At 33.5% G+C, this 25,739-nt stretch carries 23 protein-coding genes and 1 pseudogene; 22 read left to right on the top strand and 2 right to left on the bottom strand.

Annotation, left to right across the window (positions count from 1 at the left end; translation table 11 throughout):
• The first annotated feature begins 2 nt into the window (after nt 1-2).
• The 16 genes and pseudogenes from ACH6CY_RS06835 to ACH6CY_RS06760 all read left to right on the top strand — a co-directional run bounded on the left by ACH6CY_RS06835 (nt 3) and on the right by ACH6CY_RS06760 (nt 16,706).
• Nucleotides 3-293, top strand: a complete 291-nt coding sequence (locus ACH6CY_RS06835) for a hypothetical protein (RefSeq protein WP_374066572.1) — start codon at nt 3-5, stop codon at nt 291-293.
• Nucleotides 294-631: 338 nt separating this feature from the next.
• Nucleotides 632-910: a hypothetical protein gene (locus ACH6CY_RS06830; RefSeq protein WP_374066571.1), complete on the top strand. Its 279-nt coding sequence runs from the start codon at nt 632-634 to the stop codon at nt 908-910.
• Nucleotides 911-944: 34 nt separating this feature from the next.
• The gene (locus ACH6CY_RS06825; RefSeq protein ID WP_374066570.1) at nt 945-2,708 is read left to right on the top strand and encodes an SIR2 family protein; all 1,764 of its coding nucleotides are present in this window, start codon (nt 945-947) and stop codon (nt 2,706-2,708) included.
• A gap of 192 nt (nt 2,709-2,900) precedes the next feature.
• Nucleotides 2,901-3,483, top strand: a pseudogene (locus tag ACH6CY_RS06820) (transposase); the annotation flags it as partial.
• 347 nt (nt 3,484-3,830) lie between these two features.
• Nucleotides 3,831-4,226: a MurR/RpiR family transcriptional regulator gene (locus tag ACH6CY_RS06815; protein WP_374066569.1), complete on the top strand. Its 396-nt coding sequence runs from the start codon at nt 3,831-3,833 to the stop codon at nt 4,224-4,226.
• On the top strand, nt 4,223-4,570 hold the full coding sequence (locus tag ACH6CY_RS06810) for an SIS domain-containing protein (RefSeq protein ID WP_374066567.1): 348 nt from the start codon (nt 4,223-4,225) through the stop codon (nt 4,568-4,570). The genes ACH6CY_RS06815 and ACH6CY_RS06810 overlap by 4 nt, the downstream gene beginning before the upstream one ends.
• A gap of 118 nt (nt 4,571-4,688) precedes the next feature.
• On the top strand, nt 4,689-6,011 hold the full coding sequence (locus tag ACH6CY_RS06805) for a 6-phospho-alpha-glucosidase (RefSeq protein WP_374066565.1): 1,323 nt from the start codon (nt 4,689-4,691) through the stop codon (nt 6,009-6,011).
• 72 nt (nt 6,012-6,083) lie between these two features.
• Nucleotides 6,084-7,619: a PTS transporter subunit EIIC gene (locus tag ACH6CY_RS06800; RefSeq protein WP_374066564.1), complete on the top strand. Its 1,536-nt coding sequence runs from the start codon at nt 6,084-6,086 to the stop codon at nt 7,617-7,619.
• A gap of 1,234 nt (nt 7,620-8,853) precedes the next feature.
• Nucleotides 8,854-9,690 carry a BglG family transcription antiterminator LicT gene (gene licT, locus ACH6CY_RS06795; RefSeq protein ID WP_374066563.1) on the top strand — a complete coding sequence of 279 codons (837 nt, stop codon included), beginning with the start codon at nt 8,854-8,856 and terminating at the stop codon, nt 9,688-9,690.
• A gap of 90 nt (nt 9,691-9,780) precedes the next feature.
• Nucleotides 9,781-11,640 (top strand): beta-glucoside-specific PTS transporter subunit IIABC, encoded by a 1,860-nt coding sequence (locus ACH6CY_RS06790; RefSeq protein ID WP_374066562.1) that lies wholly within the window; start codon nt 9,781-9,783, stop codon nt 11,638-11,640.
• Between the two features lie 15 nt (nt 11,641-11,655).
• Entirely contained in the window at nt 11,656-13,068 is a 1,413-nt protein-coding gene (locus tag ACH6CY_RS06785) for a glycoside hydrolase family 1 protein (protein ID WP_374066561.1), read from the top strand.
• A gap of 32 nt (nt 13,069-13,100) precedes the next feature.
• The gene (locus tag ACH6CY_RS06780) at nt 13,101-13,811 is read left to right on the top strand and encodes a glucosamine-6-phosphate deaminase (protein ID WP_374066560.1); all 711 of its coding nucleotides are present in this window, start codon (nt 13,101-13,103) and stop codon (nt 13,809-13,811) included.
• Between the two features lie 1,382 nt (nt 13,812-15,193).
• Nucleotides 15,194-15,514, top strand: coding sequence for a hypothetical protein (locus ACH6CY_RS06775; RefSeq protein ID WP_374066558.1), 321 nt, complete (start codon nt 15,194-15,196; stop codon nt 15,512-15,514).
• Nucleotides 15,514-15,753, top strand: coding sequence for a hypothetical protein (locus ACH6CY_RS06770; RefSeq protein ID WP_374066557.1), 240 nt, complete (start codon nt 15,514-15,516; stop codon nt 15,751-15,753). Before ACH6CY_RS06775 ends, ACH6CY_RS06770 begins: the two co-directional genes overlap by 1 nt.
• Nucleotides 15,754-15,978: 225 nt before the next feature.
• Complete coding sequence (locus tag ACH6CY_RS06765; protein ID WP_374066555.1) at nt 15,979-16,302, top strand: hypothetical protein; 324 nt, start codon at nt 15,979-15,981, stop codon at nt 16,300-16,302.
• 92 nt (nt 16,303-16,394) lie between these two features.
• Nucleotides 16,395-16,706 carry a Tle-like phospholipase domain-containing protein gene (locus tag ACH6CY_RS06760; RefSeq protein ID WP_374066643.1) on the top strand — a complete coding sequence of 104 codons (312 nt, stop codon included), beginning with the start codon at nt 16,395-16,397 and terminating at the stop codon, nt 16,704-16,706.
• A gap of 367 nt (nt 16,707-17,073) precedes the next feature.
• Here the strand turns inward: ACH6CY_RS06760 and ACH6CY_RS06755 are convergent, their stop codons facing one another.
• Nucleotides 17,074-19,014: a BglG family transcription antiterminator gene (locus ACH6CY_RS06755; protein ID WP_374066553.1), complete on the bottom strand. Its 1,941-nt coding sequence runs from the start codon at nt 19,012-19,014 to the stop codon at nt 17,074-17,076.
• 156 nt (nt 19,015-19,170) lie between these two features.
• Here ACH6CY_RS06755 and ACH6CY_RS06750 point away from each other — a divergent pair, with 156 nt between their 5' ends.
• From ACH6CY_RS06750 to ACH6CY_RS06735, 4 genes are read left to right on the top strand one after another with little or no spacing between them, the layout of a single operon-like run.
• Complete coding sequence (locus ACH6CY_RS06750) at nt 19,171-19,479, top strand: PTS sugar transporter subunit IIB (RefSeq protein ID WP_374066552.1); 309 nt, start codon at nt 19,171-19,173, stop codon at nt 19,477-19,479.
• A 29-nt stretch (nt 19,480-19,508) separates the two neighbouring features.
• On the top strand, nt 19,509-20,741 hold the full coding sequence (locus ACH6CY_RS06745; RefSeq protein ID WP_374066550.1) for a PTS sugar transporter subunit IIC: 1,233 nt from the start codon (nt 19,509-19,511) through the stop codon (nt 20,739-20,741).
• 18 nt (nt 20,742-20,759) lie between these two features.
• Nucleotides 20,760-21,107 carry a PTS lactose/cellobiose transporter subunit IIA gene (locus tag ACH6CY_RS06740; RefSeq protein ID WP_374066549.1) on the top strand — a complete coding sequence of 116 codons (348 nt, stop codon included), beginning with the start codon at nt 20,760-20,762 and terminating at the stop codon, nt 21,105-21,107.
• Between the two features lie 17 nt (nt 21,108-21,124).
• Entirely contained in the window at nt 21,125-22,558 is a 1,434-nt protein-coding gene (locus ACH6CY_RS06735) for a glycoside hydrolase family 1 protein (protein ID WP_374066548.1), read from the top strand.
• A 61-nt stretch (nt 22,559-22,619) separates the two neighbouring features.
• Here the strand turns inward: ACH6CY_RS06735 and ACH6CY_RS06730 are convergent, their stop codons facing one another.
• Complete coding sequence (locus ACH6CY_RS06730) at nt 22,620-22,817, bottom strand: hypothetical protein (protein ID WP_374066547.1); 198 nt, start codon at nt 22,815-22,817, stop codon at nt 22,620-22,622.
• Nucleotides 22,818-23,159: 342 nt separating this feature from the next.
• On the opposite strand from ACH6CY_RS06730, the gene ACH6CY_RS06725 reads away from it, so the two are divergent.
• Nucleotides 23,160-23,897, top strand: coding sequence for a MerR family transcriptional regulator (locus ACH6CY_RS06725; protein WP_374066546.1), 738 nt, complete (start codon nt 23,160-23,162; stop codon nt 23,895-23,897).
• The gene (locus ACH6CY_RS06720) at nt 23,890-25,608 is read left to right on the top strand and encodes an ABC transporter ATP-binding protein (protein ID WP_374066545.1); all 1,719 of its coding nucleotides are present in this window, start codon (nt 23,890-23,892) and stop codon (nt 25,606-25,608) included. The genes ACH6CY_RS06725 and ACH6CY_RS06720 overlap by 8 nt, the downstream gene beginning before the upstream one ends.
• Nucleotides 25,609-25,739: the final 131 nt, after the last annotated feature.

The following is a 25,739-nucleotide window of genomic DNA, read 5'->3' as shown; positions in this document are numbered from 1 at the left end:
TTATGAGTGTTATTAATGTATTTAGAAACTATATGGCCAAACATCATCCACACTTAGCGCATAATGATTGGAAAGTCGATGTAAGACTAGTATCAGTGCAGGATATTCCAAATGAACACCTTAAGGCTATCATCCCGAAAGAAATTACTGAACCTATAACATGTTGGTTATTTTATTATGATAGTGGTCTAAATAACATCGTGTGTTTGTTACAGGACAAAAGGGGTGTAAAGGATTTTGGAATTGGTCTTTTAAAGAATGGTGAGTTAGTAAACCCTATAAGCTTTATTTGAGTATGTTACAAGAATACTAAATAGTATAACTGAAAAACTCAATAGGAAATTTCTAACCGGGACTATGATAGTTGCAGTTTATTTGTGTTTGATTAAGAAAGGAGGTGATGTTATGTCACCAATTGATTTATTTAAGGCAGGGGTTGCATTTGGGATATCTATTTATGCATTGGCTAAAAAAGGATTTAAAGATGATAGATTTCGAGCCTAAAAGCTTTTGGAGGGCTGAAAAAATGAAGGGGGTAATTATATTGCCATATTTCTTATTAGGTACTGTTGTTGGAATAGTTGTCTGTGTGGTTACGGAATATACCCAAAAATAAATGGAGGAAAATTAAATGAAAAGAATTCAAAATATAAAGGAATTATTAGCATTAGATCAAGAACTACCAGATGAATTTATTAAGTATTTGGAGGATGAATTTTTACTTGAATCCTATCAAGCTATGATATTATTGGAGGGAAAGGAAGAATTGAATAAACTCGTAAGTAACCACTTTAAATTGGAATTTACAGAGGAAGTTAAGCTTGAAAGTTTCATTGCTTTAAGAATAGGAATACTTAGTGATGAAGATGTACAACTTTACTATATGGTAAAAAGTAATCCCAATATATGATTAACCGTAAATTATAGATTAGGAGGGCGTTATGATGGATGAAAAATTAATGTCAATGTCGTTTTCAGTCGAAGCAAATAAAGGTGTTTATGCTTTATTGCTTGGTTCGGGTATATCATATTCTGCAAGTATACCTACAGGGTGGGGTGTGTTAAAAGAACTATGCAGAAGAATCATGTTATTAAATGGAGCGGAAGAACAAGATGAAATTAAATGGTATGAAGATAATTTTGGTAAAGCGCCTTTATATGACGAGCTAATAGGTATGTTAGCAAAGACTTCTTCGGAGCGGAATGGATTATTAAAAGAATTTTTTGAGCCTACTGAAGAAGAAATTGAGGAAGGAAGAAAAGTTCCTACGGACGCACATAAAGCAATAGCGGAATTAGTAAAACAGGGTTATATAAAAGTAATTGTTACCACAAACTTTGACCGATTAATTGAACAAGCATTAGATGAATTGAATATACAGTACCAAACACTTTACCATGATTCAGACATAGAAGGAATGAAGCCATTAGCACATGCTGATTGTACGGTTTTAAAAATTCATGGTGATTATAGAGATACAAGATTTAAGAATATCACAGATGAATTGGAGAGTTATTCAGATTCTTTAACTGACATTCTAAAAAGAATATTTGATGAGTACGGATTGATAATATCGGGGTGGTCTGCTGAATGGGATACAGCCTTAAGAGATACTATTAAAAGCGTAAAAGGACGGAGATATTCTTGGTATTGGCATTCATTTTCAAAAGAGGTTGGTGAGAAGGCTCAAGAGTTAATAAATTTTAGAGATGCTTCTGTCATAATTGATAGTTCGGGTGCAGACCACTTCTTTAGAGAATTAAGTGCAAATGTAATTAGCATCTCCGAAGTAAAGAAAGTGAATCTTGATAACCTTCAAGTAAAATTAAAACGATTAAAACGCTATATAGCCAATAATGATGAAATTGAAATTAGAGAAATGATTACTGATGAAACATTAAAGGTAGCGGAATATGTTAATAAAGTTAATACAAATGCTGAAGTTTCTAAAGAATATGTAGACCAAAAGGTGGATGAAATTAAAGAAAAATCCAAGCAGCTTGCTATTTTACTTGCTTTACTTTCTTATTATGCAAAGACAACCGAACAAGACCAATTACTTATTGAAACACTAGAGAGGTTAACTTCGACAAATAAGCACAGTGGTAATGTATTATTATTGTGCTTACCACAAATTCCTTTACAAATAGCTTTTTATAGTATTGGAATCTCTTTGGTGAAAAGTGGGAATTATAAATTATTGGAAAAGGTATTTAAATTACCTAGGGTCAGAGATAGTTTTAAAAATAGATTAGATTTCTTAAGTTTTACTTCTCCAAGTAGAGGTCTTCATGGTTTATTTGATTACATTAAATCTGAACGTAGATTCCATTTACCTATGGAAGAAGTATTAATTTATCCGTATATGAAAGAGGTATTTTTAGAAAGCCAACTAGTGTTCAACGATGAGGAATATACAATTTATTATGATATCTTTGAATTTTTACGGAGTATTAAGAGTCGCTCTTTAGGTCATAGCGGTTACTTTAGCGGTAGATTTGGATTAAAGGATGATAGAAACCACTTGATTCAATTTTTAATAAATGGCTATTCAAATGAGCAGTGGTCAGTTCTGGAGATATGCGAAGGGGACAAAGAGATATTTAAAGAATCATTAAACCAATTAGTTGGAGATTTGAATAGTCAATCGATGTTCAGTGGATATGGTTTGTTGGAAGCATATATAAATGGGGAGAATAAATTTTAAAAAACCTCATTTAGATACACCACGGTGAACCGTACCATAAATAGTGGTAAAGCAAAAAGAGGAAATTGTTATTAATAGAGAGTGGTTAGATAAAGTCTTGTAAAAACGTTATTTTAAATTACCAATTGAATGAATTTCATAATTCTTAGCCCTTGTCCTACAACGAGTTTAAGAGACTAAAAAAGAAGTACCTCCTCCATCCCATTACTGAAAACTGCACAAGAACGCTTAGGCTTCTTATCCTTACGTTATCACACCATGGATGTTGGATAAGATTACGAGCCAATCTACGAACAAGTGCATCGAATGGGGCATCAATCTGTGATTGCATACAACAAGCGAAATGAAGGAGAACTTCTTGGATAGGACAAACACTGTGCTCCCACCTGTTTTCGCGAGCACTCCTATCGTTACGATAGTTTCGACCCTAAATACGAAACGTTAAAATATACAAGACCAAAGGAATGTAGTGACTGTCCTTTAGCCAACGAAGGTATCTGTCAAAAGGTTTACAAAGTGAAAATAAGCCAAGATCTAAGGTAATACACAGCGCCTGCCCGTGGTTCAATAGCTTGGAAAAACATTTTCAAACGCCGTACGGATGTGGAACGTGTGAACGCCTATCTAAAGGAGTTTTTTTCAGCTCAATAATGTCCGATATCGCACTGGTGAACGTGCGAAGGTCCATTTTGACATGGTAACACTTGTTTATAATGCTTCAAAACAAGCAGCAGGTTGTATAAATGCACAGTTGGATCAGCAACAAACGGTATAATTTCTGTTTTTTAAAATCCTGTATCTCTCTGGATTTTAAAAAAGAGCAATTATGAAATTGACTCTAGTAAATGAAATAAAATTATAATAACATAATAAATGTATGCAATTTTATAAAATTGAGGCGGATTAATGGCGAATTATGTCTTTTACTCTGGACAATCAGGTTTATTGAATAATACTAAGAGAGATTTTCTTGGAGGGTGTTGCATTTAATATTGCAATTTAGAATGGATGTTTCTTTAAAAATTTGGTTAGTTTAGTGTTGACACACCATTCTATACTTTGTTCATTAGTGCAAAATATAAATGAATAAGACAATTTAGAATTATGTTAAGGGGAGACATTATGAGTCTATTTAAACATTTTCAAGAAAACCAACACTTATTAAATGAGCAAGAATCAAAGTTGTTGTCTTACTTAATGGATAATATTAACGATATTAAGACTAAAACACTTAAAACGGTTTCTAATGAGCTATACGTATCACCTAATACAATTGTTAGAATGGCAAAAAAATTAGAGTTTAGGGGGTACACTGAACTTAAAATAGCGATTGAGATAGAGAACAGTCAAGCCAAAACATTAAATAAAGAAAAAAACTTGTCTTTGTACGATCAAATAAAACAAACTGATAAATTACTAACATCTGAATTAATTGAGGCGACGACTCAAAAGTTATTGGAAGCTAATCAGGTCTTTTTTTTAGTTGTGGCCCTTCCAAATTTCCTTGTGAAGAAATGAAAGAGCGTTTAAGAATACTTGGTATTAATACCTCTTTATACTTTGAACCACATGTCATGAATCAAAGAGCTAAACAATTAGATAAAAAAGATGTTGTGTTTATTGTCAGTTTAAGCGGAGAAACAAAAACGCCTTTGGAAGCCGCCAAAATAGCTAAGTTATCTCAAGCATGTATTATCTCAATTACAGGTTTTTCTCAAAACTCTATTTCTCAATTAGCAGATATTTCATTATTTACATTCTATGATAGATTAACTTATGCTGAAATGGACGTTTCCTCTCGAATAGGTATTCACTTTATTCTAAATCATATATTTGAAACGCTCACATCTAGGTGTTTATAAACACCTAGATGTGTTTCTTTTTAACCTGCGTGTTACTGATATAGACTTGGAAAAATACCGTACTTTTCAAAATAAATGTTTTAAAATGAATTCATCAAGTAAAGCAGGAGTGATGAAAATGAAAAAAAATAATATCGTTATTGTTGGTGGCGGATCAACATGGTCACCTGGTATTTTGAAAGCTTTAACAAAACATCAAGACATTTTCCCGTTTAACAAAATAACTCTTTATGACATTGATAAAGAAAGACAAGAAGTGATTGGAGAATTTGGTAAGATACTTTTTAAAGAAGAAACTCCAAATATCGAATTTTCCTATACAACAGATAAAACAGCAGCTTTTACTGATGTGGATTTTGTTTTTTGTCAAATGCGTACTGGTGGCTATCCTATGCGTGAAAAAGATGAAAAAATACCATTATCTATGGATTTAATTGGGCAAGAAACATGTGGTCCTGGAGGATTTGCTTATGGGATGCGCTCTATTAGAGATATGATTGAATTAGTAGAAGACGTTCGTAGGTTAAGCCCAAATGCATGGATTTTAAATTATACTAATCCAGCTGCTATTGTAGCACATGCACTTAATATGGTGTTTCCAGATGATAAGCGTATTTTAAATATTTGTGATCAGCCAGTAAACTTACTACGTTCATTTGGTCGTCTGATTAATAGAGATTACAATGAATTTGAACCGACTTATTTTGGGTTAAATCATTTTGGTTGGTTTACCCATATATATGATAAAGAAGGCAATGATTTACTTCCTGAAATTAAAGATTATACGTTGAAAAATGGTTTCTTACCTGTCGATGCAGAACAACGTGATCAATCATGGTTGGATACTTATGCGATGGTAGAAAATATGTTGAATGATTTTCCTGATTATTTACCAAATACTTATCTACAATATTACTTGTATCCTGAATATAAATTATCAACACTTGACCCTAACTATACTCGAGCTAATGAGGTTATGGATGGGCGAGAAAAACGAGTATTTGAAGAGTGTCGTAAAATTGCTGAAAAAGGAACGGCTAAAGATTCTCATATTGTTCATAATGATGCTCATGGAGACATGATTGTCGAGGTTGCTGCTTCTATTTATGGTAATTTAGGAAAAACATTTATCGTTATTGTTCCGAATAATGGAATTGTATCAAATCTATCTAATGATTTAATGATTGAAGTTGCAGCATCACTTGGAGCGAATGGTCCTAAACCATATGCTGTTGGTGAAATCGGTACATTCTATAAAGGTTTGATTGAAGGCCAGTATGCTTATGAAAAATTAACTTGTGAAGCTTATCTTGAAAATTCTTACACTAAAGCCTTACAAGCTCTAACATTAAACCGTACAATTGTTGACGCTAAAAAAGCTCGAAAAGTACTTGATGCGTTGATTTTTGAAAATAAAGACTATTGGCCAAAATTAAACTAAATACCGTAAGAGAGAACATTCTCTCTTACTTTTTCAGACAGTAATGAAACCGTTTTTTTTGGAGGGAAACTTGTGAAAAAAGAAAAAATGTTAGAAACATTTCAAAAATTAGGGAAAGTACTTATGGCTCCTGTGTTAATTTTACCTATTTCTGGAATATTAGTTGGTGTAGGAAGTGCATTTTCTAATCCTAATTTGATAAAAGCAGTACCTTTTCTAGGAAGTAATTTATTTGTTTATTTATTTACTATTATGAAAGATGCTGGAAACGTTGTTAATAATCATATACCTGTGATATTTGCTATTTCTATTGCTTATGGATTTGCTAAATCAGAGAAAGGAACAGCAGCATTATCTGGATTTTTAGGTTATATGACAATGAATGCGGTAATGGGTTCGTTTTTAACATTATTAGGAACAATTACACCTGAAGAATTGTTAATAGGACAACGAAGTATCTTAGGGATTTTAACTTTAGATACAGGTGTGTTTGGAGGAATTATTATTGGGTTGATTGTGAGTTATTTGCATAATAAATATTATAAAATTGAACTACCGTCGGTTATATCTTTATTTAATGGAACAAGATTTATTCCAGCTATTACTATTTTAGTATCATCTTTTGTAGGACTAGCAATGGCGTTTATCTTTCCGCCAATTCAAAACGCTTTGAATTTATCTTCAGAATTTATTGTAGCTACTGGCTCATTAGGCTCATTTGCTTACGGGACTATGGAAAGATTGTTATTACCATTTGGACTACATCATTTCATTTACTTACCGTTTTTCTTCACGAGTTTAGGAGGAACTGAAGAAATTGGTGGGCAAGTGGTTGAAGGTGCTGTAAATATTTACAATGCAATTTTAAATACTCCTGGTGCACAATTCGATATAAGTGTCAGTCGATTCTTAATGAATGGTAAAGTTATCTTTGCGATGTTTGGCTTGCCTGGAGCTGCTTTAGCTATGCATAAAACATCTTTACCAGAAAACAGGAAAAGAGTCGCTTCTTTAATGATTGCTGCAGTGATTCCATGTGCTTTAATGGGGATTAGTGAACCTTTAGAATATAGCTTTTTATTTGTTGCTCCAGCATTATTTGGAATCCATGCCATACTATCTGGTTTAGCTTATTTTTTAACTTATATTGTTTCCTTTAATGTTGTGGGGTCAGCATCTTTTGGCGGTCCATTTATGTCTCTCATTTTTAATGGAATACTTGGGGCAGATAAAGGATCAAGTTGGTTATGGGTATTTCCTTTGGGTGCTTTATATTTCTTTAGTTATTACTTTATATTCAAGTTTGCGATTGTTAAATGGGATTTAAAAACTCCTGGACGTGAAAAAGAAGTAATCAACGATTCAACAGAATCAATAGAAAATAATGAAGATGACTTTCTTGAAACCCTTGTGTTAGCAGTAGGAGGAAAAGAAAATATAACCAAAGTTGAAGCTTGTTTTACTCGTCTTCGTTTAACTTTAGAGGACCCTAAAAAGGTTGAAGACAGTGAGTTTTTTAAGACAACACTGAAAGCTAATGGAACGGTTAATGTGCCTTCTGGCATTCAAATTATTTATGGAAATAAAGCAGCTGTTTATAAAACGTAATTAAGAGAATATTTAAACATGGAATAAAATACAATCTATATTTAGTAAAATTAGTTTTGAAGAAGCTCTTCTATAAAACTTATGCTTAATTGCTTTAATTCTGTAGAGGAGCTTTTTTAAGCTATGTCTTACTACATATAATGTACGAAGCATTTAGACAAATAGTCGAATTTCAGGTTATTAATAAATGGCGAAAGAGTTACAATCATACATGATAGTGGATTTATATACGTGCCTATAAGTGGAACGATTAATCATTTGGTTTGTCAAATGAAGCGATACAACTTGCTTTTATCAAAATTCCGATCGACATAACCCATGAAAAACTTAATCATTGTTTTATAATCAATGTATTTATTTGGTATATTGCTTCGTTTAAGTGTAACCTCAGAAATATACGCTTGTGACACGACGGTGCGACAGTTCATTCTTTCTTTCTTATAAGCCCATTGGAATGCTCATTCAGCAACCCTCGGGATAGTTTTGTAGGATATACAAAATAAATATATAGAACCTGTTTATTGCTGCTGGATTTCTAATTGGAAAATGCTTTTCTACAGGTGACTATTTGGTTTTCATTTTTCTTGCAAGGGCAAATCTTTTTTATTACATGCATTTGTTTGAAACTTTCGATAAAGAGTCTGCATGTTGGAGGAAAGAGGTCTTTCATTTTGTCCGATTATTACATCAGGAATCTAGCCATCATGGACTTTTTCATCAGGAGTTAATTGTGTTTTTTACGGTCATATTTAGCTTTGTTCGCTTGATATTGAAGATAAACATCTATCACAGTAAGTACTTTTTTCAGTTATTTAATAACACGATAAACAACTTCATGACCATAATTCAAATTATCAGCAATTTTGTGACCGGAAGCACCTAATGCATGCTATTCTACTAGGATACCAATTCTGGTAGGGAAGGTTGGGTGTAGGAAATGGCAGATAGACTCACCTTAACTTTAGTAGATGATAGATGTGTATCATGATAGGTCTTTTTAGTGTCTCGTTTAATTTTACAATCTAGAAAATGTATTTAAAAAAAAGATTGACAACGCTTTATTATAGTGCTAATCTATAATTGAATTCATTATGTTATTACTTAGGGTAAGCATTTTTGAATGGTTTACACATTTTTATAATATGGAAGTTATCACACTAGTGAGCTGAGACCTATTTATATCATTATTAAGATGATTAAATGGGATTTTTTTGCTTGAATAGGGAGATATACAGTGATCATAGAACGAGTATTAAATAATAATACGGTTATTTCTTCAAATAGCAAGGGTATGGATATACTGTTAATGGGAAAAGGTATTGCATTTGGGAAAAAAAGAGGTTCCAAAGTAGATATGGAAAGTGTAGAAAAAACTTTTGTGCTACAGGATAAACAAAATCAAAATAAATTTACAGAACTATTAATCAATGTGCCTATGGAATATGTGTTAGTATCTGAAAAAATTATCAACTTTGGAAAAATAAAGTTGGGTAAAGCGTTGAATGAAATTATATATATCAATTTAACAGACCATATCCATTCTACGATTGAAAGATATCAAGATGGCATCGTACTGAGAAATCCATTAGTTTTAGATATAGCAAGATTTTATCCAGATGAGTATTCTGTTGGAAAAAAAGCACTTAGTATTATTAAGTCTGATTTAAATATTGACTTAGAGGTTGATGAAGCGGCATTTATCACACTGCATTTTATTAATGCCTCGTATAGTAGAAGCAATGATTACGCTTATGAGATTACTAACATAACTAAAATGATTGATGAAATTGTTAAGGATCATTATAATACAGAATTTGATGAATCTTCTTTGGACTATTATCGTTTTATCACTCATGTAAAATTTTTTGCGCAAAGGTTACATGCTAAAGAGCATTATGATGATGAAGACGATGAGTTATTAGAGACTTTAAAAAACAAGTATAAGAAAGAGTATGATTGTTCATTAAAAATTAGAGACTATATTATTAAAGACTATCAATACGAGTTAAGTGCAACTGAACTAGTTTATTTAACCGCACATATTAGAAGAATAACGAAAAATTTAAGTTAATTATAGGATTGTTATCTTAACAGAGCATGACCTATTACTAGAATTATTCTAGTTTTAGATCATGCTTTTATTATTTTTGGAGGGAAAAAAATGGATTATAAAAAAACATCAAAAGACATTTATAAAGCTTTAGGAGAAGAAAAAAATATTCTATCAGTTACGCACTGCATGACTCGTTTAAGAGTAAAACTCAAAGATGTTAACAGCGTAGATAATGAAGCAATAGAGAATATCGATGGTGTTATGGGATTGATGAATAAGGGTGGACAATATCAAATTATTCTAGGTAATGGTGTAAATAAGTATTATAAAGAATTTGTAAAATTAGGAAATTTTGAAACAGATAGTAGTAATGAATCAACAGAAAAACCGACAATATTAAATACATTAGTTGACGTCATAACAAGTTGTATGTCGCCGTTAATTCCGGCATTAATTGGTGGTGGAATGATTAAAGTTTTACTGATTATTTTACCTATGATTAATGTTTTAAGTAAAGAATCACAGACGTTTGCTATATTATCCTTTTTTGGAGATACACCATTTTATTTTATTCCAATTATGTTAGCTTATACAGCCGCACAAAAATTTAAAGTAACACCAATGTTGGCTGTTACAGTCGCAGGGATAATGCTTCACCCAAATTTTGTAGCACTTGTAGCTGAAGGAGATGCGCTAAATGTTTTTGGGTTACCTATAACGTTAGCTTCGTATGGTTCATCAGTTATCCCAATCTTGATAGTTGTATGGTTAATGAGCTATATAGAGAAATTCTTTGATAAAATTATTCCAACTATCATTCAAAGTTTTGCAAAACCACTTTTAGTAATTATTGTTTCAGGCGTTTTAGCATTAGTTGCTATTGGTCCATTAGGCACATTTGTAGGAGAAGGATTGTCTGTTATTATGATCTGGCTTCAAGATAAAGCTGGGTGGCTAGCGCTAGGAGTAATGTCTGCATTTTCACCTTTAATTGTTATGACAGGGATGCATTGGGCATTTGCACCTATTTTTTTAGTAGCTTCAATTAAAAATCCAGATATGCTTATATTACCAGCAATGTTGGCATCAAATATTGCTCAGGGAGCTTCTTTCTTAGCGGTTTCTTTCAAATCAAGAAACAAGAATACAAAACAAACTGCTTTAGCGGCAAGTTTATCTGCTTTGATTGCAGGCGTGACAGAGCCGGGGTTATATGGGATAGCATTGAGATTTAAGAAACCTTTATATGCATCCATGTTAGCCTCTGGAATAATGGGAGTATTTGCTGGATTTGTTCATTTAGAATCTTATTCCTTTGCGGTACCATCATTTATATCATTACCACAATTTATAGCTGAAAGTGGTAATTCTAATATTATTAATGCGATTATTGTCGCAGTTGGATCTTTTGCATTATCATTTGTTTTTACATTGGTTTATGGATTCGAAGAGAAAGGTATGTCAGTAGTACAAAAAAAATCAGTTGAGTCAAAAAATATTGGTGTTAGCAATGATCTTAAAAAAGTATATTCTCCAATTACAGGCGAGTTAATTGCTTTAGAAAAAGTGAATGATCCAACGTTTTCTGAAAAAATAATGGGCGATGGTATAGCTGTTATTCCACAAAAAGGTGATATCTTGGCTCCGTTCTCTGGAACAGTATCAGCAGTATTTCCAACGAATCATGCAATAGGTTTGACAAGTGATTCAGGTATTGAACTATTGATACATATAGGTATTAATACAGTTGAACTAAATGGGGAGTATTTTGAATCTTTCGTTCAAACAGGAGATACGATTAAAAAAGGTCAAAAATTAATCAACGTTGAAACAAAGAAAATTCAAGAAGCAGGTTATGATATTACGACACCAGTAATTGTTACAAATACTTCTGATTATATAGATGTAGTTGTGTCAAATGATTCCGGTAATATAACAAATGAAGATGCTATCTTATATACAATTTAATTAGGAGGAGTATAAATGATAGGTTTCCCAGATAATTTTTTATGGGGTGGAGCTATTGCAGCAAATCAAGCTGAAGGCGCATATACTGAAGGGGGGAAAGGATTATCCGTACAAGATGTAACTAGAAAAGGTTGGCTGGAGAAGCCGCAAGAATTTCCAACTGAAGATAATTTGAAACTTAAAGGAATTGATTTTTATCATAGGTATAAAGAGGATATCAAATTATTTGCAGAAATGGGTTTTAAAGTTTTTCGTTTGTCTATATCTTGGCCAAGAATATTTCCTAATGGTGATGAAAATACACCAAATGAAGATGGCTTAAAATTTTATGATGATGTATTTGATACGTGTTTGAAATATGGAATAGAACCACTAGTCACACTGTCTCATTATGAGACACCTCTACATTTAACTAAAAAATATGACGGGTGGAGAAATCGAAAAGTTATTGATTTTTTTGAAAAATATGTAGAAGTAGTTTTTAAACGATATAAAAACAAAGTAAAATATTGGTTAACATTTAATGAGATTAATTCAATTACACATGTTCCTTTTCTGAGTGGAGGTATTAATACTCGAAAAACGGAGTTGACTAAAAAAGATATTTATCAAGCAATTCATCATGAACTAGTTGCAAGTGCAAGGGCTGTTAAGAAATGTCATGAAATGATACCTAATGCACAAATAGGATGTATGATTTTAGGGATTCCAGTATACCCACTAACACCTAAGCCAAAAGATGTATGGAAATCGATTGAATCGGAACGTGAAAATTACTATTTTTCAGATATCCAAGTTAGAGGATATTACCCTAGTTATACGAAACGCTTTTTTAAAGAAAATGATATTGAGTTAGAAATTACTGAACAAGATAGAATTGATTTAAAAAATACTGTTGATTTTGTTTCATTTAGTTATTATATGAGTGTATGTGCGTCTACAGATCCAACTAAAAAATCTGGTAAAGGAAATATCATAGGGGGGATACCAAATCCGTACTTAGAATCAAGTGAATGGGGATGGCAGATAGACCCATTAGGCTTACGCATTTATTTGAATGAATTGTATGATAGATATCAAAAACCACTGTTTATAGTCGAAAATGGATTAGGGGCAATTGATACGCTTGTTACTTTAGAAGATGGAACTAAGACAGTCATTGATGACTATCGAATTAACTATATGAATGATCATTTAGTCCAAGTAAGCGAAGCTATTGAAGATGGTGTTGATATCATGGGATACACATCATGGGGGTGCATTGATTTAGTAAGTTTTACAACCGCTGAAATTAAAAAGAGGTATGGTTTCATATATGTTGATCGAAATGATGATGGCAGTGGAACTATGGAGAGATATAAAAAGAAAAGCTTTGAGTGGTATAAAAAAGTGATAGAAACAAATGGTGACTCATTGGAATACAAGTAAGTATATGAAGTGAAAATATTAGGAGGATCGTTATGCGATTAATTATAGCTAAAGATGAAAAAGAAATGAGTAATATAGCAGCACAACATTTATTAGGGTATATGTACCAAGACAGGCGTGTAAATATGGCGATCACTGCTGGAAGCTCTCCGGTAGGAACATATAATACGTTAATTCCACAAGTTAAAAATAAATTATATTTTTCAAATGTTCACTATTATAATTTTGATGAAGTTCCTTATAGACAAGAGGATAGAGAAGGCGTAACAATTTCTAAATTGCGAGAATTGTATTTGACTCCTGCTAATATAAGTAGAGAGAATATTCATGTATTAGATCAATATAATTATTCAAAGTATGATGAGATTATAAAAAAAGATGGAGGATTAGATGTCGTTCTTTTAGGTGTTGGATCTGATGGGCATTATTGCGGAAATTTACCTGGAACAACTAAATTTGGCGATATGACTTCTAAAGTTACAATTAAAGAGAAATCAAAAAAACACATTTTGCCGGAGTTTGATTATATAGAGTCGCATCTTCCAGATTATTATTTAACAATGGGTCCTAAAAGCATAATGGCTATCCAAAATTTAATAATGATAGCAACTGGAAAAGAAAAATCGGATATTATTAAACGACTGTTAGATGGCCCTGTAGATGAGGAGATACCTGCTAGTATATTAATGCTACATCCAAATTTAACTTTAATTATTGATGCTGATGCAGCTAGTAAGTTATAAGAATCTATTCTAAGCTACAAAACGATGCAGTTTGGAGATTAATAAAGGAGTAAGTAATCAAAATATCTAGTATGAACCAGATGGTTGAAGCTGTTCTATAATAACTAGAACTAATATGATTGGATTAGGTTTTAGATAGCGTTTTTTGTTAATCACTATTGTTGATAGTAAAAAAATAAAAATGAAGATCTAGGAAGTTATTATTTTCTAGATCTCTTTTGGTAAACGTCAAATAGTCTAGACATATGATTTGGTCTGACCCTGTCAAGTAGACAGTGGAAATAATTAAATTGATTTAAGCGGCTTTAGCTCTATATTCCAAAGGGCTGAGGCCGCTTAATCGTTTTTTTCTATCTTTCATGATTATAAATATGATTTTACTCCTCTATCGCGGTAGTACATTTTTTAAATGGCTTATATTTATGTAAATAATACTTCTCGCATTTCAGTGTGCCCAAAAAAGATTCCATTGTTCCATTATCAATACACCGACCAATTCGTGACATGCTTTGTGTCATTTCAGCTACTTCTATCTTGCGTTTGACCCTTTGGAGGTATATGGAATTCACGGTCGCTATGGATAAAAGGATGTTCTTCATTCGATAGTACCATGGCTTGAAAACAAGCTCACTATTATTGGAGTGTCCTAGAACATAACTGATAATGGATCGTCCTAAAGATTATGAATCGCACTTAAATAAGTCTTTTATGACTGAGCATACTTAAATTCTGTAACGTCCATTACCCATTTTTCATTTGGTTATCGACTGTAAATGCACAATTTAATATATTGTCTGCAGCATGTTGAGGTGTAGAGCAATTATATTGCTTCTTCTTAACAGCGTAATCCAGCCACTTTCATAAAGTAAACAATTGCTTTCCCCTCATTCTGATGAAGTTCTTAAACAGTGATATACTTATTCTCAAATCGGATACGACTTATTTTCATCTCCTTTCGATTATATATACCGTTTAGATCAAAAATATAAAATCACAACTATTCAGAAATTGGAGAGGTAAGGAGCGTTGAAGGTAAAAAATATTAATTCCCCAAAACTGAAGACAAATCTGCTGAGGGGGCGCAAGCAATGGCTGTTGTTCCAGTGAATAATGGTTAAGTAGATACGTCAGAAATTGTGGTTGCGTATGCCGGCATAAACCTAAAGCATTTTAACGAAAAACAAACTAAATATTCTGAACATTTTCACATAAGTAAAGTAGCTTAATAAATAGAACATAAAAGATACTGAAACAACAGAAATTTGAATGCGATTTATCCTACATAAAATAAAGAAAGGACTAGTGATATGAAGGAAAAGAGCAGCATCATTATTGGTATTTTATTGATTATTTTAATAATTGGAGTGGGAGGGAAAGTGTTTATGGATAAAAAAGCAGAACATAAGGAAGCGGAAAAGATTGAAGCGGAAAGGATGTCTGTGAAGGCTTTAAAAAAGGAGTTTCAAGATATAAAATCTATTGAATTTAATGAAAGTGAATATAATGAAATAACTGGCTCATACACATTCATAGTAAAAATGACTAACCATAAAAATGAATTTGTTCATTTTATGTATATTTACGTGCAAGGAAAAGAAAAAATTGAAAGTAGTGTGATAGAGAATGAAGAGGTCCAAATAGATGGGGTGACAACAAATAAGGTACACGTAATTTATTCAAACCAAAAAAAGGGTGAAGTTTAGTGTCATTAACAATAGTAGGATACAATAAAGTTAGTGGAACGGTATATAGGGTGGATAAAAAGTATAAAAACTATGAACCTTCGATTAAAGACGGGAAAAAGATTAAGATTGAAGGGAAGAGATATGAAGTTATACGGGTTGAAAACAACACTGATAACGGTATGCAAGCAATGGCTGTTGCTCCAGTGAATAATGGTCAAGTAGATACGTCAGAAATTGTGATTGCATATCCGGCATAAACCTAAAGCATTTTAACAAAAAATAAACTAAATATTCTGAACATTTTTCACGTAAGTAAAGTAGCTTAATAAATAGAACATAAAAGATAGTGAAACAACAGAAATTTTAATGCGATTTATCCTAGATAAAATAAAGAAAGGACTAGTGATATGAAGAAAAAGAGCAGTACGATTATTGGTGTTTTATTGATTATTTTAATAATTGGAGTGGGAGGGAAAGTGTATATGGATAAAAAAGCAGAACATAAGGAAGAGGAAAAGATTGAAGCGGAAAGGATGTCTGTGGAAGCGTTAAAAAATACTTTTGAAAATATAAAGGCTGTGGAATTTAAGAACACTACTTATGAAGAGTTGGTTGGAGGATATTTCATGACTATTAATTTGATTAACATGAATGGTAAAAAAGCAGAGTTTCGTTACTCCTATTCTAAAGGCGATAAAAATATAATGAGTTTTAAAGTTGTTGATAAAAATAGTGTTCAATCTAAAGGTAAAACTACGAAAAACGTAAAGGTTACCTATTCTAATGGTAAAGGGGGAGAAGTATAATGGCATCTAAATTAACATACAAAGATCTTAGTTTTAATGTTTATCTCTTGGACTCAAAGCATAAAAATATAGGAAATGATAAATTAAAATAAATTTCTGGCTATCCTGAATCGATTATAAAAAAAGATCTAACTATTGCTTATGCTGGAACTAAGACTTGGAAAGATTGGAAAACAAATTTTCGTGAAATAGCTAAAAATGAAAAACATTCTGAAGGAGCATTTCAATCAGCATTAAATTACGCTAAAGAAGTTCAATTAAAGTACTCAGGATATAATATATCGACTACTGGTCATTCTTTAGGTGGAGCAGAAGCTATTTATGTGGCAGTTTTATTAGGCTTGGATGCTATTACTTATGGAGCTGCGGGTTCAGGTTTAACAGAAGAGCAAATAAAAGCATAGGTGGTTACCCGTAAAAGTTAGAGTTTTGATTATCCAGCCAATCAGCTGCATAATCAAAACTCTAACTTTTGGGTCTTTTACTTAAAAATTTAATGCACAGCTAGTGAGTTTCTATAGGATAAGAAGAAAACAATAGCTTTCTAAGTAAAATGGATATTCCAGCAGCACGGATTATCTCCCATTGTCGACGGATCGTTAGTAGCCCAAAGGTAAATCTAAAGTCTTCTTATGAAAGAGGATTTAGGTGCATCTCTCACTTAGACTTGTCCAGATCGATTTTCCCAATCTTGAAGTGAGATCTTATATCCAGGATAAAAATCTTACAGAAAACGGATGACATGAGTATGTTTGATGATATCATTGTATATCAATCTTGGTTTTTCATTAATAAATTAGATAATTGATCAATAAACGTTTGAAAGTTTGGCGCCTTTGATAAGATGGAAACATTTTTTGGATCTGTTAACACTTTAATATATGCATCATATATTTCGCGGTAAACCTTTCTTTCTTTTTGACTCATAGCGATCATAGAAACAATTCGAATATTATCATTTGCACCCCATGAAATTGGTTGTTCGGGAATTAAGATAGCGATAGCTGTTTGAAAAGCATTCATGTTCATGGCATGTGGGACAGCGACTATATTATTAAATGCCGTTGATGACATGCTTTCACGCTTCATCACATCTTTAATAAAGCTGTTTGGCACAATTTCATATTGTAGGAATTTCCCCCCTAAATAGGTGATTACTTCTGTTTCATTGGCAAATGATTTACCACGAATAAATAGTCGTTCATCAAATAGTGCAAATAGCTGCTGTTTTATTTTCGTGTTTGCTTTCATTTGTTTAACCCGATCTACTTCTTGATTGATTTTTTTCACATCTTTTTCAGAAACAAAAGGGCTAATCGTAACAATAGGATTTTCAATAGAAAGGGATAGGGGAAGCGTTGTAATCATTATATCCGCTTCCATATCTTCCGCTAATGTTTCTAATTTATGATCTATTTGTGTAATAACCTGCTCAATGACTAACTGATTTCCAACATGTGTTAGTAATTTCTGTTTTATTTCTAGATGTACATCATAGTATTCTGGAGAAACTAGAATCGCTTTTATTTTGGTACTCGTATGCTGCTTTAATTCTAAACAACTCCCAACATGTAAGGCGATATACGTAATTTCATCCTCTGCAAATTGCAAGTTTTCTTCTTCCATAATGATGTTAGATATAAAAACGGCAAGGTCGTAAATTAGTGGTGAAGATGTTTTTATCGTTTGAGTCAAAGGATTTTTTGATAAAAATCCACTAGCTGATCTTACTGTCATATTTTTTATATGCAAGGCAAATTTAGTTATAAACTCCGCATCATTTAAATCAACGAGATAGCTTTCATTTACTCTAGCGATTAGTTTTTCCACCAAAGCGATATATTTTTCGTCAATAAAACTATTTGTGTGAGAAGATGTGTTGTCTTGCAGATGTATTGTTGTTTTACTTGCTAATAAAGATTGTAAATAGTTCATTTCTGAAGTGCGTAAGGACACCTGAAAATAGCTTTCAATCAACTGTTTGACCTCATCTGTTGCGCTATTGGCTAGAATAGAGTTATCTAATTCATAGCTGTATTTCTCGATGAATTGTTCATCTTTCATACGTTCAATTGAAATGACGATATGATAAAGGATATTACCTATCGTGTATTCGTTAATATCTAACCCATGGTGATTTAAAATGCGTAACAGTTTGTCTCTAAACGTATGCAAATCATAACCAAAGCTTTCCTCTAAATCGACGATATTGTAGAAGGTTGTATTATATTCTTTAAAATAAATTGCACTCATTAACTTTCGCTTATTACGCTCCAATCCCGTTAACGTCAATTGATCTTTATGACGCAAAAGTTGCAAGTCAAAATTTTTTAATATAGACCTACTGTGTTGAAGGTCTTTTTCTATTGTAGGGACACTAACATCCAGCTCATCACTTAAATCGAATACATCCAGTCCCTCTGATTGCAGTACAAGCTGTTGTAACAGGTAATACATCCGTTGTGATGGCGTTTTCATAAATGAATGATACGTTTTCTTCATCTTTTCAGACTCTTTTTTCACGCCAGTCCAACGATAACCGAGGTGAGAGGATTCAATGATTTTTTTGGGTGAAGCCTTATTCACTTGTGAAATATAATTTCTCAACGTTCTTGGGGAGACACCTAATAACTCGGTAAGTGTTGTTGTGTTCACCCAATCTTGTTGCTGCTGTAAATAATGAACAAGTACTTCCCTCTTTGATTTACTCAATCCGAACCCCTCCTATTTCTTTCTATTCTATTTTAGCTCATTTATTCGTTTTTTAATAATCGTGATGTTGCCTACCCTTAGGCAAATGCTTGATTGGTAAAAAGAAAGAGAACACGTAATAATAAGCGTATAACAACAAAACGAGGAGGATCTAAAATGAAACAAACAGCACTTTTAATTTGTAGTGGTGGGGCATCCAGTGGATTCTTGGCGCAAAATATTCGAAAAGCAGCTAAGAAGCGAAGCATGGAAATAGAGGTAATTGCTAGAGGAGAGTCCGAGTTAAGAGAATATATGGATCAAATTGACGTTGTACTCATTGCTCCACATCTTAGTTATGTACGGGAGGATATTGAAAAGCAATTAGAAGGTAGTAATATTCCTTGTACCTTAATTGACCAATCTACCTATGGTTTGCTAGATGGGGAAAAAGGATTGGACATGATTTTAGAGCAATTGAGTTAATAAAAAATACGAACAGAGGGTGAAAGATAATGAAAAAGTTTATTCAGTGGATGAATGAGTCATTTGCACCTAAAATGAATAAAATCACGCGTAATCCTTGGGTATCAGCTATTCAGGAATCAATTATGGGTGTTCTACCACTTATTTTGGTAGGATCACTTATTACGCTTATCTCTATTTTAAATGAGTATATTTCCGGAATGCCTAATTTGCAGCCAATCAGTGATTTTTCATTCGGGCTTATGAGTTTGTTCATTGCATTTTTAACACCATATTATATTATGGATAAATTAAAGAAAAATGATCGCAGGCTGGTTGCAGGGCTAACAGGGGCAGCAATGTTTCTTATGTTACTGTCACCAGAGTTTACCGATGAAGGTGCAATTTCCTTTGCTTTTGAACGATTAGGAGCAAACGGGATGTTTGTATCTTTGTTTGTAGGGTTGTTAGTTGGTGTTGTGTTCTATCAATTTAGTAAGTTTTCATTTTTTAAAAGTTCTAGTTCCTTGCCAGATTTCATTATTGTATGGTTTGACACAATTATTCCAATTACATTGATTCTATTAGCTGGTTGGTTATTTACGTTTCAATGGAATTTTGATTTATATAGTGGCATTATAAGTCTTTTTGAGCCTTTAAACTTAATTGGTCATAGCTTTGCTGGTTTTGTTATTATTACTTTTATTTGTGTGTTTTTATATACATTTGGCATTAGCCCGTGGGCACTGTACCCGATTATTTTTCCGATTTGGGTGTCAGGAGTTGAAGAAAATGCCGTGCAGGTCAGTCAAGGATTGCAACCAGAAAATATTCACGTATTTGAAACTTTGATGGGGTGGATTTGGATTGGCGGTATGGGGACGACCCTTCCATTAGTCATTTTAATGCTATTCTTAGCAAAATCAAACCATTTAAAAGCGATGGGTAGGGTGACGATTGCACCGTCCATTTTCAATATTAACGAGCCAGTGATTTTTGGTTCACCGATTGCATTTAATCCGATTTTGATGGTGCCAATGTGGTTAAATGGGATTGCTATGCCAGCTATTACGTATTTTGTCATGAACTTAGGCATGGTTACCATTCCATCTGAAGTTTTACAACTATGGTATTTGCCGATTGGCATCTCCACATTTTTAGTTAACACCGATTTTAGAGGATTAATTTTGTTAGCCCTCCTCTTAGTAGTATCTTTTATCATTTGGTATCCATTTTTTAAAGTGTACGATAACCAAAAAGTTCAAGAAGAGGCTAATCAGTAATTGTAGGAGGCGTTATTAATGGAAAACGAAACAAATCGAATGCTTGAAACAGCGATGAAAATCATTTTAGCGGCAGGCAATGCACGTGAACAAATACAATCTGCAATGGTTGGGATGGGAGCATTTGATTTTGCCGCTGTAGAAGAACATTTGGCGCAAGCAAAAGAATATATTTCAGAGGCACATACGGCACAAACAGAAACGATTCAAGGTGAGGCCAGAGGAGAAGTTATTCCATTTTCCTTATTATTTACTCATGCACAAGATCATCTCATGACTGTAATTAGTGAACATCAAACAGCAAAAAATTTGTTAACTGTTTTTCGCTCGCTGGATCAACGGATTTCGGAGCTTGAGAACAAATAATTATTGGAGGTTATAGCATGTTTTATTCAGGGAAGCCATCGTTCCCAAAGGACTTCCTTTGGTCAGCAGGAACATCAGCATATCAATGTGAGGGCGCACACCTTATACATGGAAAAACGCTCTCTGTTGTAGAGAAAAATATGAATCATAAATATGCAGATCCTAGTGTTGCATCAGGGCATTATGAGTTTTGGGAAAAAGATGTGGAGCTGATGAAAGAATTAGGATTGAAAGCTTATCGATTTTCTATCTCCTGGCCACGTGTCCTCCCAAAAGGTAGAGGAGAGGTCAATCAAGAAGGAATTGACTTTTATAGCAATTTAATTACGAAATTAAAAGAATACGAGATAGAACCTATCGTTACCATCTATCATTTTGACCTGCCACAATGCTTGCAAGAAGAATATGGAGGGTGGTCATCTAGAAAGGTTATTCCAGATTTCGAGGAGTACTGCCAGGTGTTATTTGACAACTTTGGTCAAGACGTAAAATATTGGATTACGATTAATGAGCAGAGTAACATGTTTCAATTGCCATATTTAATGGAGTTTAATGAGAATCTCCCGTTAGAAAAGCAGAAATTTGAAATGAACCATATTATGACATTAGCTCATTCCAAAGCGATTCATCGGTTACGAAAAGCAAATCCAAACGCAAAAATTGGCCCAGCTTTAGGTATTATTCCGAATTATCCTGCATCTCCTAAACCTGCGGATATTTTAGCGGCAAAACATGCAGATGATTTAAGAACGTATTTATTTATGGATTTATATATGAAAGGTTCGTACAAGCAATCGGTATGGAATTATATGATTCATCGAGGAGTAGAACCGACGATTGAATCTGGTGACATGGAATGTATAAAATCAGCAAAGCCTGATTTTTTAGGCATCAATTATTACCAATCTCGTGTAGTCAAGTACATTCCATCCCATATCGAGGAGAAGGAATTAAAATTAAATTATGATGGAGAAGATGATGATACGCAGTTTGAAAATATTCCAGGTTTATACGAAGGAGCGGCGAATCCATACACGGATAAAACGCGATGGGATTGGGAAATCGACGCTGAAGGCTTTCGTTATTTGCTAAACGATATATATGATCGTTATGAAATCCCGATCATCATTACGGAAAATGGACTTGGTACGGTTGATGAATTAACGGAAAACAACGAAATACATGACGAGGAGCGCATTCAATTCTTGCGTGATCATCTGAACCAATTGCATTTGGCAATGAAAGATGGTGTAGATGTATGGGGATATGCGGTTTGGTCATTTATGGATCTTCTAAGTACCTCCAGCGGTTTCCGTAAGCGTTATGGTCTTGTATATATAGATCGAGACGACACAGATATAAAAACATTAGAACGAATTAACAAGAAAAGCTTTTACTGGTATCAAGGTGTTATTGCATCAGATGGTGAAACATTAGCTGATAGTGAGTAGACGAGAAAAGTCACAGCTACTAGACTGGCATAACGACTTGAGTTAATAATAAAACACCTTCTTAGGCTGCCATTCCTCTAAATTCAAATGGGGTTGGCAGCCTGGTTTTTTTGAATATGTTCCTCGTTATAATGATAGCTATTGCAGCTTCTGACATTAGTTTTATAGGCTCATTCGTCCAGCGATAATAAGTTGATTTTCCCACTCCTAAAGTAGATAGAATAGCCGTTACCGTATACTTCCCTCGAAATTTATCCACCAGCCGCAAAACGCCCTTTTTCTCTACTCCTTTTTCACTTCTAAATCCTTTTCTAACCTTTCAATCTCCATCTAGAAATGATCTATTTATGCATTTTCTTTTCTTCTTCGCTTTTTCATTCAGGATCATGTTGAAGGTGTTTTTTATTGTCCCGTTTTATTATGTTAGCCTAAAGAGAGAAAACCATTCAGTGAACCTTTAAGACCAAGGACCGTACCAAAGACTTACAGTCACAGAGCAAACTACCAGTTCATAAAGGTGGCTTTAATTTGTAAAATGTATAAAAGTAGTTGCATCTGACGTAACGTTAGATATTATACTAAAGAAAAGGAGGGTGAAAATATGTATGCAATTGGACAATTTTCAAAAAAGACAGGGCTAAGCGTACGAGCGTTACGATTATATAGTGACAAGGGATTGCTAGAACCATGTTTTATTTCAGATGCAGGCCATCGTTATTACAATGATGATAGCATTGAAGCCATTCAAAAAATAGTGACATTGAAATATCTAGATTACTCACTTGAGGATATTGAAGAGATAGTATGTAATGGGGAACAGCAGTTAATAGAATCATTTATGTTTCAAAAACTCCAACTAGAGAAGAAGCGCAACCAGATTGAACGTGTAATTGCCAGTCTAGCTCAGGCGATTGAAATAGGAAAACGCAGTGAAGTAATCGATACATCGCTTTATTTATCGGTAATTTTTAATTTGCTAAAAGAGGATGAGCAAAGGGATTATTTAAAAAGCATCTTACCTGAAGAGCTAGTCCAGCGCATATATGATTTTTTTGAAATGAACGTTATTGAATCAAATCAACAATACATATTGTTAGCAAATCAGCTGAAGAAAGCTTACATTCAACCGGTAAAAGATGCGTATTTGAAGTCATTAATCGAGCAGTTTTTTTCACTAATTCCACACGATATTGTAGTGGAGCTGGTTGATGTATTAAAAGAATATGAGGATCTTAAAATGGATGAATGGTTGTTTCCCTCGCCTTTTACAAAGGAAGAGGAAGAGTGGTTAATTTCCCAGGCTGAAAGGTTTGGGCTGGGAGGTACAGGTGATGAATAATTCGGTAAGAGGAATATGGCGACTTGTTAATAGTAATCAATTGTCGAAAAAACTTACGATAGGAACACTTTTACTAAGTATTTTTGAAACACTTATAGGGTTGGCTGTGCCTTTAGTGACGATGAGAATGATTAATAATTTCTCATCGATTGGTTTTTCAGTGCAGTCAATTTTATTAGTAGGTGCATTTCTAATTTCCCAAGCTTTACTGAGTGGATTAACGTTTTATATGATGCGTAAGCTTGGGGAAAGAATTGTAGCTAACCTGCGAGGTAAGGTATGGGGACATGTTTTACAATTACGTATTCCATACTTTGATGCACATGAATCTGGAGAAACAATGAGTAGAATCACCCAAGATTCCAATGTAGTGAAGGAGCTTATTACAGATCATTTGATCAGTTTCATTTCAGGCATGTTTGCTATTGTTGGGGCAGTAATTATATTAATTATCATTGATTGGAAAATGACGCTGCTTATGCTAATTGTAGTTCCGATAGCGATTTTATTGATCCTACCTCTTGGACAACGTATACATAAGATTGCCATAGCAAATCAAGATGAGCTTGCTAGTTTTACTGGTCAGTTGGGCCGTGTGTTAACGAATATTCGATTAGTGAAAACTTCGCAAACAGAATATTTTGAGCAGAATAATGGAGAAGAAAAAATTCATCATCTGTATCAATTGGGTTTGAAGGAAGCAAAAATTTTAGCTGTGCTATCACCAATTATGACGTTCATCATGATGGTTGTACTCATTTTATTATTTGGATATGGCGGTGCAAAAGTAGCGACAGGTGCAATCTCGGCAGGTGAATTGGTGGCGATTATGATTTACCTCGTACAAATCATTGTTCCATTTACGCAAATGGCAACATTTTTCACTGCACTTCAAAAAGCAATGGGCGCAACAGAACGATTACAAGATATTTTGAACGAACCAATTGAAGGGAAAGGAAAAACTGCCATTGTATCACTTGGTGAATCGATTGTTTTTGAAAATGTGGCATTTCAATATAATGACACACCTCTTTTAAAAGATATTTCCTTTACCATTCCAGCAGGAAAAACAACTGCGCTGGTTAGCTCCAGTGGAGGAGGAAAGACGACAATCTTTTCATTAATCGAACGATTTTATGATGTAACAAATGGTACGATTCGATTTGGAAAACAGCCTATTGAAAGTATCGATTTAAAGCAGTGGCGTAGCTTATTTGGCTATGTATCACAGGAAGCACCTCTCATGAATGGAACAATCCGAGACAATGTAGCTTATGGTGAAAGTGAAATTGTAGAATCAGATATAATACGGGCATTAAAAAGTGCTTATGCATGGGGTTTTGTCCAACAATTAGAGCAAGGGATAGATACAGAGGTAGGCGAGAGTGGAATGAAGTTATCAGGTGGACAAAGACAGCGCATTGCGATAGCACGTGCATTATTTCGAAATCCAGCGATATTATTATTAGATGAAGCCACCTCTAACCTTGATAATGACTCAGAGAGAGAAGTGCAAAAGGCAATTGAGCAAGGAATGAAAGGACGTACAACGGTTATTATTGCACATCGGTTATCTACAATTACCCATGCCGATCAAATTCTAGTGTTTGAGGATGGGCGGATTACGGGTTCTGGAAAACATGAGGAGCTTCAAGAAAACCATACTTACTATAAACAGTTAATTAAGCTAATGACGACAGAAACTATGTAATGAATGATTATTGAGTTTGATTAAAGTGATAGATTGTAGAACAAATTAAATGATAAAATGAATCCCCCTCTTAGAAGGCTTCAAAAGTTTGAGGGGGTATGTTTTTATGCAGTAATATAAAATTGTAGAAA

The sequence above is a fragment of the Paraliobacillus sp. JSM ZJ581 genome, from assembly GCF_044383835.1.
Classification (GTDB): domain Bacteria; phylum Bacillota; class Bacilli; order Bacillales; family Amphibacillaceae; genus Paraliobacillus.
Note: the sequence above shows the minus strand (reverse complement) of the source record. Positions and strands in the feature narration are given on the sequence as shown.

Coding starts and splice junctions, on each gene's coding strand:
- ACH6CY_RS06835 (WP_374066572.1), top strand. CDS start 3: ATGAGTGTTATTAATGTATTTAGAAACTATATGGCCAAACATCATCCA.
- ACH6CY_RS06830 (WP_374066571.1), top strand. CDS start 632: ATGAAAAGAATTCAAAATATAAAGGAATTATTAGCATTAGATCAAGAA.
- ACH6CY_RS06825 (WP_374066570.1), top strand. CDS start 945: ATGGATGAAAAATTAATGTCAATGTCGTTTTCAGTCGAAGCAAATAAA.
- ACH6CY_RS06815 (WP_374066569.1), top strand. CDS start 3,831: ATGAGTCTATTTAAACATTTTCAAGAAAACCAACACTTATTAAATGAG.
- ACH6CY_RS06810 (WP_374066567.1), top strand. CDS start 4,223: ATGAAAGAGCGTTTAAGAATACTTGGTATTAATACCTCTTTATACTTT.
- ACH6CY_RS06805 (WP_374066565.1), top strand. CDS start 4,689: ATGAAAAAAAATAATATCGTTATTGTTGGTGGCGGATCAACATGGTCA.
- ACH6CY_RS06790 (WP_374066562.1), top strand. CDS start 9,781: ATGGATTATAAAAAAACATCAAAAGACATTTATAAAGCTTTAGGAGAA.
- ACH6CY_RS06785 (WP_374066561.1), top strand. CDS start 11,656: ATGATAGGTTTCCCAGATAATTTTTTATGGGGTGGAGCTATTGCAGCA.
- ACH6CY_RS06780 (WP_374066560.1), top strand. CDS start 13,101: ATGCGATTAATTATAGCTAAAGATGAAAAAGAAATGAGTAATATAGCA.
- ACH6CY_RS06775 (WP_374066558.1), top strand. CDS start 15,194: ATGGATAAAAAAGCAGAACATAAGGAAGCGGAAAAGATTGAAGCGGAA.
- ACH6CY_RS06765 (WP_374066555.1), top strand. CDS start 15,979: ATGGATAAAAAAGCAGAACATAAGGAAGAGGAAAAGATTGAAGCGGAA.
- ACH6CY_RS06750 (WP_374066552.1), top strand. CDS start 19,171: ATGAAACAAACAGCACTTTTAATTTGTAGTGGTGGGGCATCCAGTGGA.
- ACH6CY_RS06745 (WP_374066550.1), top strand. CDS start 19,509: ATGAAAAAGTTTATTCAGTGGATGAATGAGTCATTTGCACCTAAAATG.
- ACH6CY_RS06740 (WP_374066549.1), top strand. CDS start 20,760: ATGGAAAACGAAACAAATCGAATGCTTGAAACAGCGATGAAAATCATT.
- ACH6CY_RS06735 (WP_374066548.1), top strand. CDS start 21,125: ATGTTTTATTCAGGGAAGCCATCGTTCCCAAAGGACTTCCTTTGGTCA.
- ACH6CY_RS06725 (WP_374066546.1), top strand. CDS start 23,160: ATGTATGCAATTGGACAATTTTCAAAAAAGACAGGGCTAAGCGTACGA.
- ACH6CY_RS06720 (WP_374066545.1), top strand. CDS start 23,890: ATGAATAATTCGGTAAGAGGAATATGGCGACTTGTTAATAGTAATCAA.